Raw genomic sequence first — 21,875 nt, 5'->3', positions numbered from 1 at the left:
TTTAAGATAAGTGCGGGCAAGGGCTTACCAGTGATATCTGGCACCCAGTAACCACTCACGATTGTCGATTGGGCGATAGTCACTGGCATCGGTGACATCGCGCTGTACATCAAAGATATTATTAATCGCCGCGTATACGCTCAGGTTTGCCGTCATGTCATAATTGAGCTTGCTATCGAGCGTCCACCAAGACGGCGAGTACGTCTGTGCGCTGGTGCTGACGAGCTGCTTGGATTCGTAGTTGAGGCGTGGGATCAGCTGTAACTTGTCATTGATTTGATAATCAAGTGCCAGCATGGCTTTGTGATTGGGCTTATAGGTCAGCTCGGTATCGGTGACATTGTTGTGGGTCTTGAGATACGCATAACTGGCTTGTAGTTTGGCGCGCTCGTCCACTTGCCAGTCGATACCGATATCGCCGCCATAGGTTTTGGCGCTATCGACGTTCATAAACTGATAGACAGCAATATTGCCATCAAAGGTCGCATTGTCCTCGTCGGTTTGGATAAGGTCGTCAACGTCATTATAAAAACCATTGACGGTGAGGTTGAGTGTATCGCTCAGCTGACCTTGATAGCCGATTTGGTAGCTGGTTGAGGTCTCCGGCTGCAAGTTTGGGTTGCCCATCACTTTATAGCCCAAATTGCTATGATCAAAGACGTAGTAGCGCTCTTTTAGATTGGGCACGCGATAACCACCGCCGATACTACCGCGCAAGATATGCTCGCGGCCGCTAGCGTCCATGAGATTATATTTGAGCGATACTTTTGGCGCCGTATGGCTACCAAAGTCTTCATCGTTCTGGTAGCGAATCCCGCTCAGCACCTCCCAATTATCACCGATTAGCCAATCGTCTTGTATATACAGCTCACCGACGTCACGACTGACCTCATTGCTGATCAGCTCGCTGACTTGGTTTTTCGTTTGGCTCAGCTTGTCTTGCTGAAGCTGCCCGCCGACCTGAATAAGATGAATGTGATCGCCGGATAGCACCAACTCAGGTAGGTCAAGCTGCGCTTGCGCTAGCGTGGTACTGATGTCGGTGTCACGGGCGCTGGTGATGGTCTGCTGGGTTTTGGTATTAGACTCGCTTTGATAGTCCTCATGCAGCGCTTGAGCGGACAGCCGATAGGTCTTGCTACGATCGTCTGCATGCGGCGTGATATCAGCACGCGCACCGACACTAAAGCGCTGCTTGCTGATGTGCTCGTCTCGCTGCTGCGCCAAATAGCGCGGCGCCACATAGTAATTAAAGCGGCTGACATCATCTTCTTTATAGTGACTGGCCTCTAGCCAATATTGAGTATTTTTGATCACGCGGCTATCGTCGCTACTATTGCTATCGTTTGACATGCCTTTGCCATCAGGGCGGTAGCTTAGGCGCGCGCTGATTTGTGACTGCTCGCTGGCGTCTTTTAGTCTGGGCCATGCTTTATGATCCAAGCTCAAGCCATCATTGTCTAGATACGAGCCTGATAGGCGCGCCTGAAAGCGTTGATCTTTATCTAAAGCGCCTTCTACGCTGGCTTCGACATAGCGTTTGTTGGCGTCTATTCCTTTACCTGAAGGGTTTTGCTCACCATTACTGGCGATCTCGGTGGTGATATGTCCTGTCGCTGCGCCGATAGGCTTGGTGATGATATTAATCACCCCGCCCATGGCCGCACTGCCAAACTGCGCTGACGCCGCTCCTTGTACCACTTCTATTTGCTCGATATCCATATTCATGTATTGATTTAAATTCACCGTCGATCCCGTACTGGCGGTAATCGGTAAGCCGTCGATGAGCACCAGTACCTGATCGCCGGTGAAGCCTTGCATGCTGACTTCATAGCCTGTCTTGCCATGAACTTCGCGTAAGTAAACATTGGGCAAGAGCGCCAGTGCTTCTTTTAAGGTATGGGCATGGTTGTCATCGAGCGTTTGGCGGCTAAGTACCTGCATGGCGACTGGCGCATCGCTTAAGGCACGCTCAGAGCGTGTGGCGGTCACCACGATAGGGTCGAGACGGACGCTCGGCAGGGCAGTATCATCGGTAAGCTCAGGAGTGTCGTCCACAAAATCTGCTGCTTGGACGCTGGCAGGGGCCAACGCAGATAATGCCAAGGCAATGCTAGTGACCAAAGCACGCTGCCGCCACTGTGGTAAATGAGTAGAGAAGCGGGTATCTGGTAAATAAGAGCGAAGTGGGGACATCGACATAAGTAAGACAACCTTTATAAAAAAAGCAAAAACAGAGAGGTTTGACGCTCTGCTTTATTAAAATTATTTATCAAAACAACAAAATAAGCGGCTATCAGCGATTTAATCCTTCAAGGTTTTGTTACTTAAAACCTCAATGCGAGTAACAAAGCTCAGACATCATATTTCAAACGATAATAATTATCAACATGTAAATGATAATTATTTCTATTTACAAACTAAAAAAATGTTGCCATAATCATTCCCGTTCAATACCACCTGAAAAAAACGATAAGCGCAAACATGGAGCGCTGCCATTTTGCTTGATTTAGTCAGATAGATTTGGCCAAAGGCGGTGATTATTATTCAGCCGTTTATCTCTTTGCGTATATAGCGAGATGATTGGCTTTTTATTATTTATTTTATGGAGACCCTCATGAGTCAACCGTTATCTTTAATCACAAAAAATACCGAGCTGTGGCAACAGTACCAAGCACTAAAAGAAAAAACGCCGATGCTGTTTCCGACAGAAGGGGCAGCGGCATTGGGGGTCAGTGAGTTTGAGCTGATGCTCGCATCGCCTTACAGTCAGTACATCGGGGATAAGTGCAAAACGGTATTACAGCAGTTTGCACGCTTTGGCAGTGTTGAGAGCATCGTCAGAAACGATCTGGCCGTACATGAAAAAACCGCGCCGTATCACAATTTAAAACTCGGCGAAAAGATGGGAATAGCGCTCAATGTTGGTGGTTTGGATTTACGATTCTTTATGTGGCAATGGCAGCATATGTTGGCAGTAACAGATACCAGTCGCGCGGATAAAACGTCTTATAGTATTCAGTTTTACAATGGCGAGGGCGCGGCGATTGACAAAGTGTATCTGCGCGAATTAAGCGATGAGAATATCGCCAGCTGGCAGGCGCTGATTGCGGCGCAGCAGCAGACGGTAAATACGGAGACGCTGACGTTAGAGATACAAGCGCCGCTAAGTGACTGGCGCTACAAGGCGCTGGATGAAGGCGCCCGCACGCAGCTCCAACAAGGTTGGCAGGCAATGACAGATGTGCATCAGTTTCATTCACTATTAAGAAGTCTCGATATCGACCGTGCCAGCAGCTACCGTCAAGCGCCAGAGCAGATGACGCAGCAGCTTAATATTAGCGCTGTCGAGGCGGTATTTACGCAGGCCCGTGATGCCAAATGCCCGATTATGATATTTGTCGGTAATAGCGGACTTGTGCAGATTCAGACGGGTACGGTGCAGACGCTTAAGCGCCTGGGAGACTGGTTTAATGTTTTAGACAAAGACCATAACGACTTTACCCTGCATCTCAAAGACAAAGCTTTGGCGCAAGTGTGGTGCGTCAAGCGTCCAACCAAAGATGGCATTGTGACTTGTATTGAAGGCTTTGACAATAAGGGGTCGAGTGTCTTTAGCGTGTTTGGTCAACGACTCGAAGGCACGCCTGAGCTGGCTGAGTGGCAGCAAATAGTTGCTAATATTGTCGACGAACATGCCTACGCAGAAGCGTTAGCGCCAGCAGTCATGGTTGAAGTAGAGAGCGCATAAACCAGCCATAAAAATCAATTTTGGTTAATTATTTAACATTAATGACTTATATAGTTAATTCACTCTAAAAATGACATCGCGCTACTGAGGTGCTTTCTGTTCAAAATATAGGTTGCGCCGCCTTTGTGATAGCAGCATGCAAGTAAAATTTATAACAGTAGCGTGCTTAAATTTATAATCATTTTGTTTTGAATTGGCTATAGGGTCATTTTTTATGTCAGTAAATTAGGAATACGTATGTCTTCTGCCTTATCAAAAATAACACTCACTCAGTCAGTTATCAATAAAAAACGTACCCGTGGTGCTATCAGTACGGCTGCCATCCTTGGTGCATTGGCCGTGCCGTCGCTTTCTGCTCAAGCTTATGAGCGTATCGTCGCCATGAGTCCCGATGTCGCCGATGTGGTCGTGGCGCTAGGAGCGACCGATAAGCTGGTGGGCAAAGATGCGACCAATAAAAATCTGGCGCTAAAGAGCGTGCCCGCTGTGGGCATGCACCGTAATATCACCGCCGAGTCAGTGCTGGCGGTCAAGCCTGATTTGGTGCTCGGCAGCTATATGGTGCAGCCGGCGAGTATCTATCAGCGCCTAAATGGACTTAAGGTTAAGGCCGTCAATGTCGCACCCAAAGAAGAAGTCAGCACCTTTGCCAGCAGTATCAAATCCATCGGTAATTATGTCGATAAAAAATTTGCAGGGTCGCAGCTAGCCAAGCGTTGGCAGGCAGGGATGAGTCCTATGGCAAAAACCGGTAAGCGCTATCTACTGAGTTACGATGGCCGTATTGTCGCTGGCAAGGGCACGGTAGGCGATGAGCTGATTCGCCGCGCGGGCGGGATAAATGCCGCTAGCGTATCGGGGCTAAAACCTTTGTCGCGAGAAGGCTGGCTGGCCGCCAAGCCTGATGTGATTATCATTGCCGAGCATAATGAGGCGGTCGTTGGCGGTGTCAGTAAGTTTAGTAAGCGTCCTGAGGTTGCTACCAGTACAGCAGGTAAAAATGGTGGCGTCCATTTTTGGCCAGCCGATGATTTTTTGCGTTATGGCTTACAGTCGCCTGAAGTGCTAAAAAAGCTAAATGCGCTCGCAAAATAGCCTAAGCAAATAGTCTAAGTTAAACAAATCTTCCCACTGAGTTTTTATCCACATAAAACGATACTTTTCATGGCAAATACACTGACTGCACCGATCCCTACATTATCAAACAAATACAAGCACAGCCTTTATTATCTGGTGGCGGCGGCCATATCATTGCTACTGATTTGGCTGGCCCTTGGTATTGGTTTTGGCGACTGGTCCAGCCCCAACCATCTGGATGACACCATCTGGCAACTGCGCTATCCGCGCGTGGTGACGGCATTGTTGGTCGGTATGGCGTTGTCTGTCAGCGGGGCGGCGCTGCAAGCGTTGTTTGAAAACCCATTAGCCGATCCGAGCCTAATCGGTACATCAGGTGGGGCGGCGCTCGGGGTGGTGCTGGTATTGGCATTGGGTTTTGGCAGCGTTGGCATACCGCTTGCCGCTTTTAGCGGAAGCGTATTGGTGTGTTTGTTTATTCTCGCTTGTCATCGATTTTTGGGCGGCGGTCAGATGGGTCTGCTGATATTGGGGTTTGTGATCAGTGCGTTTTGTGCTGCCGTGGTCAGTCTGATTTTATTTATGTCTGATGACATGGTGCTGCGCTCGGCGACCAATTGGCTGTCGGGCAGTATGGCGGAGGCGGGGTTTGCGCCGCTGCGCTATGCGATCGTTTCTATGATCTTGGGGCTGGCTATCTTATTGCCATTAGGGCGGCAGTTAGATGGGTTGATGCTAGGGGAGGCTGCTGCTAAATCCTTGGGTATCAAGGTGGGAGTAGTGCGCTGTCTGGTGGTGATTGCCTCGGCATTATTGACAGGGGCGGCGGTATCCTTAGCCGGCGTCATCGGCTTTATTGGCATGATGGTGCCAAACCTGCTGGCTATTTTGTTTGGCGGCGGGCGTATGCGGCTGATGATTTGGTCGGGCTGGCTTGGGGCGCTATTATTACTACTCATTGATGGCACAGCGCGGCATGTCGCTTATCCAGTGGATGTGCCTGTTGGCATCGTTTTAGCGCTACTCGGTGGCCCCTTCTTTATTTGGCTGTTTGTGCGCAGTAGCCGCCGTTAATTGATAGGAGTAACTATGCTTGATTCATTTTTTCAAAGTAGACGCAGCGCTGCGGCAGCAAAACCCGTGCGGCCAGTACGGTCAATGCAAACAGGGCAAACAGAGCAAACAGAGCGACCGAGTCAAAATAATAATACAAGTCATGAGAAAGCAAGCGAGCTGTTGTCGATGCAAGATATTCATATCTCGCATGGTGATAAAGTGCTGTTAAAAATAGACAAGCTAACCGTGCCAAGCCAAAAGCTCGTCGCCTTTATCGGGCCCAATGGCGCGGGTAAAAGCACATTATTGCATACAGTATTGGGTCAGCATACTGGGATGGCGTTAAAAACACAGGGGTATATCACAGCTCAAGGCCAGCCTATCGATGAGATGATGCGTGATGGTCATATCGCTTGGGTTGGGCAACATGAGCGTTTTGAGCTGCCGCTTACGGTGCTTGATTATGCGCTATTGGGCGTCTCGCCAAACCTTGCTTGGTATCAGCGGCCAAATCGCCACCATGTCGAACGCGCGCAAACCTTGCTGCAAGATTTTGAGCTATCAAATCTAACCGATGCCCGTGTGCAAACCTTATCAGGCGGGGAGAAGCAGCGCTTGGCTATCGTGCGGGCACTGATGCAAGACACTAAAATCATGATGTTTGATGAGCCGACCAACCATCTTGACATTCGCCATCAGCGTTTTTTATTGCATTATTTACACACTCTGGTACATGAGCGGCGCAAAAGTATCTTGGTAGTGCTGCATGATTTGACTCATGCCCATCGCTATACCGATGAGGTGGTACTACTAAACGGTGGGCGAGTTATTGCCCAAGGTTCGCCTACTGAGGTAATGACCCGTCAACGACTCAGCGCTGCCTATGATGTCGATATCAAGGCGCATCAGACCGAAGATGGTGTGGTGTTTGTATAACCATATACAGTCAATCTACTTTAAAACAGCTACAGCGCGACTGGTGTTTGTTTTTCTTGTGTGCTGTGCCTACACCGCTCGATGCTGCGTCAAACAAATACCAGCAGCACGTGGCATATAGTCTCTTGCCTGCCAATTTTATTTAGGATCGAGTATATAAAAAATATCAGAGCACATTTTATGTTCAATCGAATAGTCACATTGAAATAAAAAGCTAATATTGCCCTAATAGCTGATTAGGGTGTGTCTTCAATTTACTAGATATAGTCAGTTCAAATTAAAATTGTTATAAATCTAAATGCGCTACTGGTATAAATTTTACTTGCGTGCTGTTATCACAGAGGCTGCGCAAAATTCATCCCAGCAGCGCTATGTCATTTTTAGAATGAATTGACTATAGTTATCTAAACGGGCTAAAAATGACCAAATTTTGCCAACCATCGTCAAATATCTGGTCAATATCCCAATATTAACGGCGCTACTTTCCTTGTTTGACCGGCAATGTATCTCATTCTTATCACCATTTTTACAATAAAGACACGCCTTAGTGTTTTAATATGATTCCCACCGTTTTTTTGCTTATTAGCAACCTATCTTATAAAAGCTTTCATGGCTAAAGTAGAAAACTAATTTCGATGCTTGCCAGTGAAAAATATAAAAAGTAGACATCTAGATCCTGTCTAAAACTATGAAATAGTCAAAAAAAACCAACATTTATAAGTATTTTGGTGTATACCTGTCAGGTGACAGTAGTCTGGGTAAGAAGTGTTACAAACAGTAAAATACTAAAATATGTCTGATGAGTGGTCGTAAATATAGCATCAACGGAGATATTTGTTAAATTATGATGTTATTAAGTATAAATATAGAATAAAAACCATCGCACAATGAGCGTAGTCGGTGAAAAAATAATTATTACCGAATAAAGTATACAAAAGATTGTAAATTTTATTGAAATATTGTCAGGTATATGTATACTTAGGGTCACATTTCAGTAATACAAAATTACATTACAAACGCCCGTTATTAGTGTCGAATCGATATCGAGGCGTAAACGTAACGTTTATTGCTGTCGTACAAAATGCCAATTATTGTTTTAGCGATGTTTTATCTATGATACCGATATCTTTTGTTCAATACCGAAACATTTGTTGGTTATGCATTGGCTTGACCACCTCAGTGTTGTTAGCAGGGTGTACTTCTAGTATGAAAAAAGATACGTCATACGCACCTTCTGCTGCTAGAAGTGTGTTGACATCACCTTCTTTAGCGTATTTAACCAACGAAAAAAATAGTGAAAAAGTGACAGCCGCCCAATGGCAGTTTATGGCTAAAAAGTATTACCAATCAAAAAGTTATGCTAGGGCGTTAAGAGCTGCCAATCAAGCACTTGGTAAAAACAATCAACTGGTAACTGCCCGAGAAATAGCGATGATGTCTGCGTTAAAACTCTCAAAAAACAACGTGAGTGTTTATCATAATAATGAAGTGATGGCTGAGCCCGAAAAAGCGAAAATAAAAGAAACGTTGGATGATGTGATCACGTTGGTCAATACAGAAAACAAGCTGTAGAGACACTACAGTCTTGGCGTGTAGGCTGAAGAGCATGCGCTCTTTTAAAGCTCGTCTTTAGTTTGAAGAAGCGCTTTAGTAGTAATTCTTTTTTATACTCAACAATTAAGTAGTAGGGTGATGAAACACAGTATCAATATAAGGGCTGCAAAAGCCATCATAACAGGCCTTATCATAATGGGGGCAGGCTTTAGCGTTGCTCATGGCGACGATACATTATCAACGTCTAGTATCATGAAACAGTATGAGGCTATCAAGTCATCAGAGAAGCGGCAGTCCTCTCAGCTATATACGCTCGTTGAGGCGCTAAATCAAACCGTTACTGCTAATCCTAAAGATCGCTTTACTTGGGAAGCCTTGGCAAAAATATATTATGACAATGGTTATTACACTTATGCGCTTTACTCGGTAAGCGAAGCTACGAAGTTAGGGGAAAGTACCGCTTATCTTCAAAAGACACTACTAGATAGCAGCGTGCAAGTGGTTGGTAGTCAATTAGAAGCAGGTTATCTAAATGGTAGCAGTGATAAGTTTATCAATGAATACAAAATGACGTTAAGCCAAATATATGGCAACGTTCATGGATTTAACTATGACGAGTCGCTACCCACACCTGTTGTACGTACTAAGAAGTTGACAAATACCAAGCCCGCCCGTGCAAGATCTGCCCATAAAAAAGAGCGTACTAGGAAAAAAAAGTCAGCGCCTCGCCGCACAACCAAAACATTGATACCGAAACAAAAAGTACCGACCAAACGCACCCCAGTTAAACCCAGCTCTTCAGCACCAACCGATCCATTTGGTATTTTACGTTGATTCGTTTCGTATTTATGGTAATAGGGCTAATTACTAGATTTATTCGCATCAATAACCATCAGAGACTATCAGTAATTGTTAGATAAAAATCCAAACAGCTTAGGTAACGCATATGGCAAATAACGACAGTGTTCAAAAGAAACTGGGTAAAGTACGGGCACCCCGTGTACATCTTACTTATGATGTGGAAGTAGGAGACGCTATTGAGACAAAGGAGATTCCTTTTGTCGTTGGTGTTTTAGGAGAGTTTTCTGGGGATTCAACGCTTGAGCAGCCTCGACTCAAAGATAAGAAGTTCGTTGAAATTGACTTGGATACTTTTGACGAAGTAATGTCAGGGTTAGCGCCCCGCGCAACGTTTAGAGTCAAAAACGAGCTTAGCGAAAAAGGCGGGGAGTTTGCCGTTGACTTAGCGTTCGATGCTATCGATGACTTTCGCCCTGAATCAGTTGCCAATCAGATTGAACCTTTGAAGCAATTGGTCGCTGCCCGTGATCGATTGGCTGATCTGCGCAATAAGATATCTGCAAATGAAAAACTTGAAGATTTATTAGATGAAGTTCTAAAAAATACCGAACAAGTCAAAAACATGGCAGGCAATAATATATCTGATGATGGGAAGTAAGTATGAGCGCTCAATTAATAGCAAACCCTACGGTAACAGATGAGTATGATTTACTCGAAGATATAGTTAATAAAAGTAATATTGCAAAGTCTGATGATGAAAAAATGCGGGCAAAGTCACAAATTGCTGAGTTAGCTAACGAGGTGATGCAAGGCACGGTGACATTGTCAGATAATCTGGCAGCTTCTATTGATAGTCGTATTGCTCAGATCGATGCGCTGATTTCAAAGCAGCTAACCACCGTTATGCATGCCCCAGAGTTTCAAAAGCTGGAATCAAGTTGGCGCGGCTTACATTACTTATGTAGCCAAACACCCTCTGAGTCTATGTTAAAGATTCGTATGCTCAACACGACCAAACGTGAGCTGACCAAGGATTTTCAGTCTTCTATAGATTTTGATCAAAGTACATTATTTAAGAAAATCTATGAAGAAGAGTTTGGTAGCTTTGGTGGTGAGCCTTATGCTGCCTTGGTTGGCGATTTTGAGTTTACTCGTCAAAATGCTGATATGTACTTATTAGAACAAATCTCACATGTGGCAGCCTCAGCACATGCACCCTTTGTGTCTGCTGCATCGGCCGAAATGTTTGGGTTGGATTCATTTACTGATATTGGTCGACCAAGAGACTTATCTAAAATATTTGAAACAGCAGAGTATATTCGATGGCGTGCTTTTAGGCAGTCTGATGATGCTCGCTATGTCGCATTGACAGTGCCTAGTTTCTTAGGCCGCCTGCCTTACAACCCTAAGGATGGCACAGTGGTTGATGGATTTAACTTTGTTGAAGGCGTTTCAGGATCCAATCATGATGATTACTTATGGGTAAATGCCGCCTATGCTTTTGCATCACGCTTGACCTCAGCATTTTCTGATTACCGCTGGTGTGCAGCGATACGCGGCGTAGAAGGGGGTGGCTTGGTTGAAGGCTTGCCTGTTCATACCTTTAAAACAGATGAAGGTGATTTGGCGCTTAAATGTCCAACCGAGATATCTATTACAGATCGACGTGAAAAAGAGTTAAGCGACTTGGGTTTTATTCCGTTAGTCCATTGCAAAAACACCAACTATGCGGCTTTTTTTGGCGCTCAATCTGTGCAAAAGGCCAAAACCTATCAGAATGATGATGCCAATGCGAATGCTATGTTGTCTACGCAGCTGCAATATATTATGGCAACCTCTCGTATTGCTCACTACCTAAAAGCGATGATGCGCGATAAAGTCGGCAGTTTTTTAGCACCAGGTAACGTGGAATCTTTTTTGAATGATTGGATCTCGCGTTATGTCTTACTCGATGATGGCGCCTCACAAGAAGCAAAAGCGCAGTATCCGCTACGTGAGGCATCAGTACAAGTTGTGGAAGTGCCAGGAAAGCCTGGAGTCTACAAATCTGTGGTTTTTTTAAGACCACACTTTCAGCTCGATGAGTTGTCAGTTTCTTTGCGTCTGGTCACACAACTGCCGCAAACCAGCAACAGCTGATCGTGTCAAACCAGTAGTAAATAAGAACCACTAAAACACATTAATTGTTATTAAAGGGTATGCAATATGAAGGATATTTACATTCAGTTCCGTGGTAAATATAAGATTGATGGCGAGTCTCGTGATAGTGAGCATAAAGGTTGGCTTGAGGTAAATGCTTGGGATCATTTAATTCGCCAACCAAAATCAGCGACAGCGAGTAGTGTCGGTGGTCATACCTCTGAGCGCTGCGAACATGCAGATATGTCATTTGTCAAAGACCTAGACTCAACAAGTCCAAAGCTCTGGGAAGCGTGTTCTGCTGGTTATACATTTGACGAGATCCAAATTGATTTTTATCGTGCAAATGGCGATAAGCGCGTTAAATACCTTGAAATTAAATTAAAGCATGCGCTCATTTCAAGTGTTGAGCCAATGGTGCGTGCAGAAGGCGTACCAACAGAGAAGGTAGGTATCAAATACGCGGCAGTTGAGTGGACTTATACTCAGCAAGATATCGATGGTACGGCAAAAGGTGCGGTGACTAAGAAATGGTCACTTGCCAACAACACTGCGACTTATACGGCCTAACATAGATAAATCGATAGCATCCATATTAGGGCGTGTTCAACACGCCCTAATTGCTCATAAAAAGAAAGGTCATTTTTGAGCCTTTCTTTTTTGTCATAAGAGCACATGGATGAAAAGTGAGAAGTATGAGTTATAGCGATACGAAAAGTGGGTTTCGTCTTAATCTGTTTGAGCAGCTGTTTGATGATCAGCCGCGCTATCATGAGCAGCAAATGGTAGTGCGCCGTCTGAATATTAATGAGCTTAAGGCTTCTGTTGCAAAAGACTTGGAGGCGCTGCTTAACACGCGCTGTGTGATGTCAGATCGTCTACAAGAGTATCCAACTGTCAGTGCCTCTGTGCTTAACTTTGGCATTTTAGACTTTGTCGGTTTGAGTAGTGCCAACCCAGCAGACTGTGACTATATCTGCTGCCAGATTGCAAAAACTATAGAACAGCAAGATCTTCGACTTAGAAATGTTCGAGTATCACTAGATATTGGCGCAGTTGACGTCAACCAGCTTTGTTTTTCTATTGAAGCATTACTTAAGGTTTATCCTGCTCGTGAGTTGGTCAGCTTTGATGCGTTTTTTGAACCCAGCTTTCAGCGTTATTATGTTAAGTGAATACGGCAAGCTCAGTCATATATGCAGATGTTAGAGCCATGGTTATCGATATATTGAGGCGTTATGGATAGTTTACTTCCTTACTTTGAGCATGAGTTGACACTTTTTAATAAGCAATCTAAAGAATTTGCAAAAAAGTATCCTAAAATTGCCAATCGCTTGTTGATGGCACATGATACGGTGGACGATCCTCATATCGAACGCCTGATTCAAGCTTTTTCACTCATCAGCGCACGCATCAATAAAAAATTAGATGACTCTTATGCTGATTTTACAGAGTCGCTTTTATCAGTATTGTATCCTGATTATATCAAGCCATTTCCATCGGTCTCTATTGCTCAGTTTAATTTAGGTGTACACGCACATAATTTAAGCGAACCTATTACTGTGGACAAACACCACAAGTTTTTTACTCAAAAAATAAATGGTACTGCGTGCCAGTTCCAATCTACCCAAGCGGTGACATTGCTTCCCCTTATCGTCAGTGATGTTCGGTTTGAAACACATCAAGAAGTCAGCGACCCTCAGCATGGGTTGCTAAATGGTTGTATCAGCATTCAGTTTAAAGGGCTAAATGCAGGATTTGACTACCAGCAGCTACTACATCTTGGTGTTGATTTATATATAGATCAAGATGCTAGCCAAGGCACGAGCCTTTGGGACTTACTATGGTGTGATGTTAAGCAGACTCACATCATTACTCATAAAAAATATGTTATTGCTGGCAGTCCGTTCAAACCTTTGGGGTTTGAGCCTGAGCAGCAATTACTGCCCAACCATCGCGCTCCCAACTCATCAGCCGCGCTTTTAAAAGAGTATTTTTATTTTCCAGAGAAGTTTAACTTTTTACAACTAGACCTAAGTGATCACAGCTCACAGTTCACTATAGATAGTAGTGGGTTTGAGTTGCGCTGTTATTTTAAATTCGATAAAAAAAACACCATACGTCTTAAAAATTTACAGCAGCTCGACAGCAGCAGTCTTAAGTTGTTTTGTACGCCTGTAGTTAACTTGTTTAAAACCGCTGCTAAGCCTATTTTGGTCACACAGCAGTCGATGTATTATGATTTGGTTCCAGATGCACGTGCACTCTTTCAACACGAAGTTTATGATGTTGAGAAGGTAATTGAGTCAAAGCAGATTAATAACCGACAAGTCCAGCAGGTTTATCATCCTTTTTACGCGCTTACGCACTATGAACAAAAAAACGATGGTCGTTATTATCATGTCAAACGTGACAAAGATATGGCGGACTTTCAGCAAGGGTTTGAGTATCAAATCTTATTCACAGATAAGTCGTCTGTAGCGACAACAGGGTCAGTTAGTATGAGTGCGGTTTTGACCTGCACTAATAGAGACTTACCCTCTCAAATTGTATTTGGTCAGAGCCGCGGAGATCTGTTTTGCGATAGCATGACAGGCTTTAGTAGCGTGTCCTTACTCAAACAGCCATCGCGAACCGCACGGTTTGAGTACACTGGCGATGAGCGCTGGCGGCTGATTTCGATGCTGAGTCTCAACTTTTTATCGCTCGCGTCAAAAGATGCTAAGCTCATTAAAGAGTATTTATCGCTTTATGATATTACTCAGTCAGCTTCTAATGCGCTACTAATAGACGGTATCGTATCAGTTGAGACACGAATTGAAGCACGAAGAATTCAGCGCACTCCGCAGCCAGGATTTGTTCGTGGCACCATTATTGATATTTGTATCAATCGCAGTCATTTTTCTGGAGTAAGTATTCGTCAGTTTGCACAGTTATTGTCTTATGTGCTTGGGTATCATGCCAGCTTAAATAGCTTTGTAGAAGTAATCATATTAGATGCCGTGACCAAAGAGGAGGTTTGTCGATGCCAGCCAAGAAGTGGTCTGACACCTCTTATATAGATATAGCGCCACTGTTTGATGAGCCGCAGCGATTTGATTTGCTGCAAGCGGTCAGATTGCTGCACCGTCAAGCTCAAATTGGAAATGTGCCGATTGAGATACGCTTTCGTTCCTCATTATCCTTGGCCTATCCGCTTGCTGAGATTGAGTCGATGACATTAGTATCTCAAGAGTCGATGGATAACTGTGTTAGACAGGTCGAGATCTATCCTGCGCACATTGGCTTGACAGGCCCTATGTCTGCGCTGCCAGCTTTTTATACTAATCAGCTTGCGATGCGTGTGCGTCATATCAAAGACGGTGCTGCGCCTGAGTTTTTAGATTTATTTAACCATAGATTGACCAGTTTGTACGTAAAAGCCAGCTGGTTTTATAACCTGCCTATACAGTATGAGCTAGATGACAATCAAGACAAGTATTTACTAAGTTTACGGGCTCTAGCACGCCAGCCTACTAGACTCACCAGTATCGACAGTTTGATCGCCTATGCAGGTAGGATTTCGCCTGGTCGGTTGAGCGCTGATCAGCTGGCACATGTGCTGTCTCACTTTTTGAAAATCAAGGTCAGTGTTGAGCAATTCATACCTGAGTGGTTTGATCTACCTGCTACAGAGCAGACAGCTCTCGGCACGCAGCATGTGCAGCTAGGGGTCTCAGCGTTTTGCGGAGCGAGGGTAATTCAGTTTGATAGTAAAATCAAAATTATCTTTCATCAATTAGATGCCGAGCGTTATATTCGTCTGCTGCCGCAGGGCGATATTCATCAAGTTATTACAGAGTTTATACGCAAATGGTGTGGGGTGTGTTTGGCGATTGATGTGCAGCTTGAGCTTGACAAAAAGGAAGTAAAGCCGTTGTCACTATCAGAAAGTGAGTTTGGCGGATTGGGCCGTGGAGGATTTTTGGTATCTCAGCCTGCCTATACAGACTTTAAAGACACTTATTATGCATTACCTGTTCAATAAAAAAGGAAGAGTTTTATGAGTCAATTAAAAGCAGTAATCACAAGGTTGACGCCCAGCTGCCGCAAATGCTTACAACAAGCGGCCCGCTTATGTATCGAACAGGGTAATCGTGATGTAGATGTGCTGCATTTTTTATATGAGCTAAGTCGTTCGCCTTATAATGATTTTAGCCAAATTCTAAAAACCAATAAAATTGACTCTACTTTTTTAAAAGAAGCGTTATTAAATAAGATAGAAGAATTGCCATCTGCTATGGGTGTGACCCCTGTGTTTAGTGTACAGCTCATCACCCTGCTAGAGGACGCTTGGATGCTTGCTAGCAGTCAATATACTGATAAACATGAGCATACTAAGCCTCAAATCGAGATTCGCTCAGGGCATATTTTGCTAGTGTTGCTGGGTTATGATAGTTATCAGGCGCTATTACATGCTTTGCCTGATTCATTATGTTTGATCGATCGTCACGTTTTAAAAAACGACTATGAAAAACAATGCGCTGGCAGTACAGAAAGCAGTGAGGTGGCGAGTTATGCTCATGTAGAGGGCGCTCATCCCTCTCAGTCGCTGGATAATACTCAAGAGCGCTTTGGGGTGGATGATGATAGGGTGTCTACTGAAACGACCACCCCTGCACTGGATAAGTATACCCATGATTTGACAGCGAAAGCCTGTGCTGACGAGATCGATCCTGTCATTGGACGTGAGTTTGAGATACATCAATTAATTGATATATTGATTCGGCGACGCCAAAACAATCCTATTTTGACGGGTGAAGCAGGCGTTGGTAAAACTGCTGTGGTAGAAGGGTTGGCACAAAAGATAGTCTTAGAGCAAGTGCCCGACCAACTAAAAAATATCGTAATCCGCACCCTTGATTTAGGGCTGCTGCAAGCCGGTGCAAGTGTTAAAGGAGAGTTTGAAAACCGCTTAAAACAAGTCATTGAAGAAGTGCAGTCATCGACGCAGCCTATCATATTGTTTATTGATGAAGCGCATACCTTAATTGGTGCTGGCGGGCAGGCTGGTCAAAATGACGCGGCTAATTTACTAAAGCCAGCATTGGCAAGAGGTGAGCTTAGAACCATCGCCGCAACGACGTGGTCTGAGTACAAAAAATACTTTGAAAAAGACGCCGCCTTATCTCGCCGCTTTCAAGTCGTCAAAGTCGATGAGCCTGACATCGAAACGGCGATTGCTATGATTCGCGGGTTACGTCAAAAGATGCAAGCACACTTTGCTGTCTCCATTGATGATGACGCTTTGCAGGCCGCCGTTGAGCTGTCAGCGCGTTATCTGAGTGATCGACAACTGCCTGATAAAGCGGTGAGTTTGTTAGATACCGCTGCTGCTCGAGTGAGCTTGTCTAAAACTGCCTTACCCAACCAACTCGATCAGTTGCATGCTACCGAGCAGCAGATACAGCAGCACATCAGTAGCCTCAACCAACAGCTTGAACGTATCGGTTTGATGGAAGACAAACACAAGGTTAGTCAAAAAATTGCAGTATTAGACGAACAGCGTCAGCTAAACCAGCAGAAAATCCATGAGATGACAGCGTGCTGGCAAGAGCAGTTGGCGCTGAACGCGCAGCTAGATCAACTTGGGCGAGTATTAAATGACAGTATAGACGATGACGGTCAGCCGTTGAGTGCTCAGGCACGGCTGGACACGCAGTCGGATTATCAAGAAGTCGCCCAAGCATTAGAGCGTGCTCAAAAAAAGTATCGATTAGTGCACCCAACTCTGGATCGTCAGGTTATCAAGCAGATTGTCTCTGATTGGACAGGAATACCCCTCAATGACATGGCAGGTGACGAAAAACACCGTCTTTTGAATTTGCAAAACACGCTACAAGCACGGCTGATCGGCCAAGACCATGCTATTGACGCTATCGCTAAGCGCATCCATACAGCCAAAGCACGCCTTGATGATCCCAATCGTCCTCAAGGTATATTTATGCTGGTAGGGCCAAGCGGGGTGGGTAAGACAGAAACAGCGCTGGCATTGTCCGATGTGCTCTACGGCGGCGCACGTAACTTAATCACCATCAACTTATCAGAATATCAAGAAGCACATAGTGTGGCTTCCTTAAAAGGTTCGCCGCCGGGCTATGTAGGGTATGGTGAGGGCGGAGTGCTGACAGAAGCGGTCAGACGTCGTCCTTATAGTGTGCTATTACTTGACGAGGTCGAAAAAGCCCATCCCGACGTTTTAGATTTGTTTTATCAGGTGTTTGACAAAGGGGTCATGGAAGATAGCGAAGGGCGTTTAATCGACTTTAAAAACACGCTTATTATGCTGACTAGCAATGTCGGCTCCTCTACTATTATGCAGCAATGTATCAATACTGATCCTACCGTTACTGACTTTTGCTTACCTGGCAGTGATCATCTAAAACAAGCGATTAATCCGCAGTTGTATAAGGCCTTTAAGCCCGCGTTTTTGGGTCGACTGACAGTGATTCCATATTATCCATTGACAGATGATGCACTTGCGGAAATTATTCGCCTTAAGCTAGACAAAGTCACGAGTCGTATTCGTGCTCATTATGATGTGCCGTGTATCGTCGATTCGGAGGTTATTGAGCTGATATTGTCACGTTGTCATGAAGTGGACTCAGGGGCACGTAATGCCGATGCGATTATTAGCCAAACGTTACTGCCAAAGATTGCCACTCAACTGCTCGCTCATGATGAAACAAAAAGGATGCTCAATCAAATTACCGTCTTTGTTAATGATGAGGATCACATCGATTGCCGTTTAGTTAGTGACTCTATTGTAGCACTCAGTCAAATGGCGCAAGAAAGTCAGAATCAGGAAGCATCATGATGAATGATACGAATATGACGCCCATAAGTACACTTATCGCGCCTATTATGGACTCCCATCACGGTGTAGGCGAGGATTTGACTTTTGATATGAGTCTCGAGGCTATTGCCGCTGCTCGTCAAGAGGACGATCCACTGCTGGCGCAAGGAACTTGGGTGACCGAGCTTAAGGTTGCTGATTGGGAGTTTGTAAAAAAAGAGTGTGCCAGACTTTTGGTGAATAAAAGTAAAGACTTAAAGTTGGCACTCTGGTACGTTGATGCGCTTAGTCACACCAATCATTTGGCAGGTGTTGGTCACGGATTACAGCTATTGCAAGCTCTCAATGATGAATACTGGCTGACGATGTATCCGCCGTTAGATGGTGAAGAAGATAGCATGGATATTAGGGCAGGCCTGCTATCATGGTTCGTCAAAGCGTTGACAGATGATCTTAAGCAGCTGCCTCTTTCTGATAGTAAGAGTAATATTTATAACTATAACTATTATTTAACTGCTCGCGAACACGATAAACAGCGGCAAAAAAACCCAGATGATGATAGTGGTCAGTTGAGCTTAGATGAGTACAACCAAGCCATTAAAGACAGTCATGATAGCTGGCAACGAACCCTTATCACAGAGCTGAGTCTGGTCAAAACGCAGTGGCAACGCCTAACCGATCAGCTAAATGATCTGATGGGAATGGACGCCCCCGTCTTTGCGCCTGTCACTGATCTATTAGACGCGTTAATACAGCATTTAACGCCGCTGATTCCTGAGCAAGTGATGTTAGACGATACATCGACAGAAGCGATGACTGATGATAATCATGAAACAGTACAGGTTCGCGCTAAGACATCCAGTACTGCCGTATCGCAAGGTTTTGAGCCAAACAGTGGTGATCATCAAAGCAACCGCCGGCAAGCACTCAAACTATTAAGGCAAATCCAAGACTATTTTGCGACCAATGAGCCACACAGTCCTGTGACGTTTTTACTTGGCCGTGCCATTGATTGGGCAGATATGCCACTGGACCAATGGCTTTCGCATATCATCAAGAGCGAAGATCAGCTTGCCAGTATTTCTGACATGATTGGTATTCAGCCAAAACGAGAATCTTCTAACGATGGTTATTGATGGGTTTTTCAATTAGACAGTTGTTTGAGCGGTAAGTAAGGTTTGAGCAATTTATGTATTTTATGTAGACAGCATCCCTAAATTTTATCATTTTAAACTTTCAACTTTTGGACTTAGAGAGAAGGGCGCATCATGGTATGGACTCAAACTAAGCGGCACGTGCAACTTACTAGCGCCCATCCTGATATCTCCATGAGTCTGATACAGCAAGCAGACCTTGTTGAGAGTCTGCTCGGCATGCCATTGCCTGATAGCGTCTGGGATAAGCCTGCCTTGATGCCAGCGCCCACCGCCTATCCAAGTCCCTACCATCAAGACCAACGTCAGCTATCTTATCGGCAGCGCCAGCTCGCCCTCTATTGTGGCTACCGTATCAGCCTCACCTTGCTACATCCCCAAGCAGGGCTGGATACCAAAGGTTGGCTAGGGCAAAGTCTTGCTATTCACTGGCATACGGCTGATACGCTACTGCCGAGCCAAATTCGCCACGGTATCATCACCGAAGTCATCGCTTTAGGTAGCAACAGTGGTATGGCTGCTTATCGCATCATCTGTGAACCAGCTCTTAGTCAGCTACGCTTAAGCAGTTACAACCGCCGTCACCATCATTTAAGTCTAAGTGAGCTTATCAAAGATATTATTAGCCCATATAACATAAACGTTGAGATTGACGAGCGCTTAAGTAGCGCTGACGACTATCATATTCAGCATAGCGTGCAATATAACCAAACCGATCTGGCTTACTTAACTCAGTATTTGGCACTTTTTGGTGTTACTGGCTACTACCGTCATGATACAGACCGTCATACCTTGGTTTTATTACCGCATGATGACGAAGCCTTGCGCCCAGACGCCAGTGATATTCACAGTACCTTAAGTCAAAACCCGGCCAGTCTTGCTGATAGACAAGATCGTATCACTGCCATACGCCCACAAATAGTCCAGCACATCCAAAACAGCGAGTTTTACCGCTACGACAACCGCCTCGTTGGGCTATATAGTGGACATAGTAGTACAGAACAAACGATAGAATCCGCCAGTCCGAGCACACATAAACGCTTTATCCACAGCCATAGCTATCTAAACGACGACGGACTGGACAAACTTGCAACTCGCTATCAGAAAAGCAAAGTGCAATTGGCTAATATAGGTAGTCTTACAGGCAATATCCGTCACTTGAGTCTACCCAGCGTCCACGACATTGCAGGCAATCCTTATGTCACCGAACCAATAAGCCTAGTCTCCATTCACCACAGTATCAACAACCACATACCAGCGGACTGGCTTGGACATGCGCCCTTTGACCCGATAACCTTGCAGCCCAATACAAACCATGCACATGATAATGACAACATCCACCATATCAGCGCCTGCTATCTGCCATTTCCGCATCATCACCATATCCCCTTTGGTGAACAGCTGGACAAACTTGGCGCACCGCATCCCAGTCTCACAGGACTCATGAGTGCCAGTATCGTTGATACCGCCAGTGGCAGCGCCGTAGACACTGACCGCAACCACCGCGCTCATATCCGTTACCACTGGCAAAGTGAAGATAGTAGCGACGACAGCAGCCACTGGATACCCATCGCCAGCCACCTCGTCGGCGATCACATGGGACACACCCAGTCTTTGCGTCACGGACAGCACGTCCTCATTGACTTTATTGGCGGCGACATCACCCATCCCATCATCATCGGCAGCACCCATAACGGACAGGGTAACGACGACGCCCAGCACAACCGCATCGCCAGTGACACAGACTTCATCGACGCCACCAGCCCCGTTTGGTTTATCAACCAAAGCCATGCGTATCCCATCGACGGCATCAAAACCCAAAGCATTGATAGCAGTCGCACCGGAGAAGCGACTAAAGACCACGCTATCAACGGCTACAACCAGCTCATGTTTGACGCTCATCCTGACAGTCCACAAATCAACCTGTATAGCAGCAGCTACCAGTCGAGTCTCACCCTCGGTCACCTATACCAACATAGCGACCATACTCGTGGTCAAGCACGTGGACAGGGCATCAGTATAGAGACTGAGGCCGCCGCCAATGTGCAAGGGAGTACAGGTATTCATATCAGCAGTCAAACATCAGGCAGTCAATCAAAGCAGCATATGAGCCATGACAGTCATAGCAAACTGCAAACCGCTGATCAGCATCAACAAGCTTACGCGCAGCTAGCTGACATCCATCAGCCAGTTGGACTAGAAGGCAATGCGAGTAACAAGCAAAGCGGCAATAAAGCAGACAGTCAAACCCCCTTTGCCGAATTCAGCCAAGACACCAACGGCAACAACTTAAACGAATCAGGACAATGGCAACAACCGCATGTACTCATCGACTCCCAGCGTCATCTAGCCCTATTAAGTGGACAACACAGTCAGCATACCAGCACGAAGAGCACGCACAGTCATGCGACAGGTAGTACTCACTATCATAGCCAAACGCAGATGAACCAATTAGTCGCAGGCGACATTCACTATTACTCAAACAAAGCGCAAACCCATACCGCCGCCCATGGCGATGTGACCATACAAGCGCATCAAAGTGAGATGCGCCTCGATAGCGAGCAAGTCCTAC

16 protein-coding genes are annotated in these 21,875 nt (G+C 45.3%); 15 read left to right on the top strand and 1 reads right to left on the bottom strand.

Annotation, left to right across the window (positions count from 1 at the left end; all coding sequences use genetic code 11):
• Positions 1-24: 24 nt before the first annotated feature.
• Entirely contained in the window at positions 25-2,202 is a 2,178-nt protein-coding gene (locus CAP50_RS06035; protein WP_100749381.1) for a TonB-dependent receptor plug domain-containing protein, read from the bottom strand.
• 415 nt (positions 2,203-2,617) lie between these two features.
• Between CAP50_RS06035 and CAP50_RS06030 the strand changes: the two genes are divergently transcribed.
• The 15 genes from CAP50_RS06030 to CAP50_RS05960 form a co-directional block, all read left to right on the top strand.
• Positions 2,618-3,751 (top strand): ChuX/HutX family heme-like substrate-binding protein, encoded by a 1,134-nt coding sequence (locus CAP50_RS06030; RefSeq protein ID WP_075102385.1) that lies wholly within the window; start codon positions 2,618-2,620, stop codon positions 3,749-3,751.
• A 237-nt stretch (positions 3,752-3,988) separates the two neighbouring features.
• The gene (locus CAP50_RS06025) at positions 3,989-4,846 is read left to right on the top strand and encodes a heme/hemin ABC transporter substrate-binding protein (RefSeq protein WP_083608630.1); all 858 of its coding nucleotides are present in this window, start codon (positions 3,989-3,991) and stop codon (positions 4,844-4,846) included.
• A gap of 69 nt (positions 4,847-4,915) precedes the next feature.
• Complete coding sequence (locus tag CAP50_RS06020; RefSeq protein ID WP_100749380.1) at positions 4,916-5,902, top strand: FecCD family ABC transporter permease; 987 nt, start codon at positions 4,916-4,918, stop codon at positions 5,900-5,902.
• 15 nt (positions 5,903-5,917) lie between these two features.
• Positions 5,918-6,820 (top strand): ABC transporter ATP-binding protein, encoded by a 903-nt coding sequence (locus tag CAP50_RS06015; protein WP_241900672.1) that lies wholly within the window; start codon positions 5,918-5,920, stop codon positions 6,818-6,820.
• Positions 6,821-8,026: 1,206 nt separating this feature from the next.
• Entirely contained in the window at positions 8,027-8,392 is a 366-nt protein-coding gene (locus CAP50_RS06010) for a hypothetical protein (RefSeq protein WP_075100780.1), read from the top strand.
• A 120-nt stretch (positions 8,393-8,512) separates the two neighbouring features.
• On the top strand, positions 8,513-9,208 hold the full coding sequence (locus CAP50_RS06005; RefSeq protein WP_153045431.1) for a hypothetical protein: 696 nt from the start codon (positions 8,513-8,515) through the stop codon (positions 9,206-9,208).
• 112 nt (positions 9,209-9,320) lie between these two features.
• Positions 9,321-9,833 carry a type VI secretion system contractile sheath small subunit gene (gene tssB, locus CAP50_RS06000; RefSeq protein ID WP_075100782.1) on the top strand — a complete coding sequence of 171 codons (513 nt, stop codon included), beginning with the start codon at positions 9,321-9,323 and terminating at the stop codon, positions 9,831-9,833.
• Positions 9,834-9,835: 2 nt separating this feature from the next.
• Positions 9,836-11,314 carry a type VI secretion system contractile sheath large subunit gene (tssC, locus tag CAP50_RS05995; RefSeq protein ID WP_100749378.1) on the top strand — a complete coding sequence of 493 codons (1,479 nt, stop codon included), beginning with the start codon at positions 9,836-9,838 and terminating at the stop codon, positions 11,312-11,314.
• Positions 11,315-11,380: 66 nt separating this feature from the next.
• Positions 11,381-11,884: an Hcp family type VI secretion system effector gene (locus tag CAP50_RS05990; protein ID WP_075100784.1), complete on the top strand. Its 504-nt coding sequence runs from the start codon at positions 11,381-11,383 to the stop codon at positions 11,882-11,884.
• A gap of 125 nt (positions 11,885-12,009) precedes the next feature.
• Positions 12,010-12,489 carry a type VI secretion system baseplate subunit TssE gene (tssE, locus tag CAP50_RS05985; protein WP_075100785.1) on the top strand — a complete coding sequence of 160 codons (480 nt, stop codon included), beginning with the start codon at positions 12,010-12,012 and terminating at the stop codon, positions 12,487-12,489.
• Between the two features lie 63 nt (positions 12,490-12,552).
• Positions 12,553-14,376, top strand: coding sequence for a type VI secretion system baseplate subunit TssF (tssF, locus tag CAP50_RS05980; protein WP_075100786.1), 1,824 nt, complete (start codon positions 12,553-12,555; stop codon positions 14,374-14,376).
• Positions 14,340-15,341 carry a type VI secretion system baseplate subunit TssG gene (gene tssG / locus CAP50_RS05975; protein WP_075100787.1) on the top strand — a complete coding sequence of 334 codons (1,002 nt, stop codon included), beginning with the start codon at positions 14,340-14,342 and terminating at the stop codon, positions 15,339-15,341. The genes tssF and tssG overlap by 37 nt, the downstream gene beginning before the upstream one ends.
• A 15-nt stretch (positions 15,342-15,356) precedes the next feature.
• The gene (gene tssH / locus CAP50_RS05970) at positions 15,357-18,170 is read left to right on the top strand and encodes a type VI secretion system ATPase TssH (protein WP_075100788.1); all 2,814 of its coding nucleotides are present in this window, start codon (positions 15,357-15,359) and stop codon (positions 18,168-18,170) included.
• Entirely contained in the window at positions 18,167-19,285 is a 1,119-nt protein-coding gene (gene tssA, locus CAP50_RS05965) for a type VI secretion system protein TssA (protein ID WP_083608488.1), read from the top strand. The genes tssH and tssA overlap by 4 nt, the downstream gene beginning before the upstream one ends.
• Positions 19,286-19,417: 132 nt before the next feature.
• Positions 19,418-21,875, top strand: a 2,458-nt coding sequence (locus tag CAP50_RS05960; RefSeq protein ID WP_153045430.1) for a contractile injection system protein, VgrG/Pvc8 family, incomplete at its 3' end; no start/stop codon positions are given.

Origin of the sequence: Psychrobacter sp. L7 (assembly GCF_002810365.1) — a bacterium.
In the GTDB taxonomy this organism is placed as follows: Bacteria; Pseudomonadota; Gammaproteobacteria; order Pseudomonadales; family Moraxellaceae; genus Psychrobacter; species Psychrobacter celer.
Note: the sequence above shows the minus strand (reverse complement) of the source record. Positions and strands in the feature narration are given on the sequence as shown.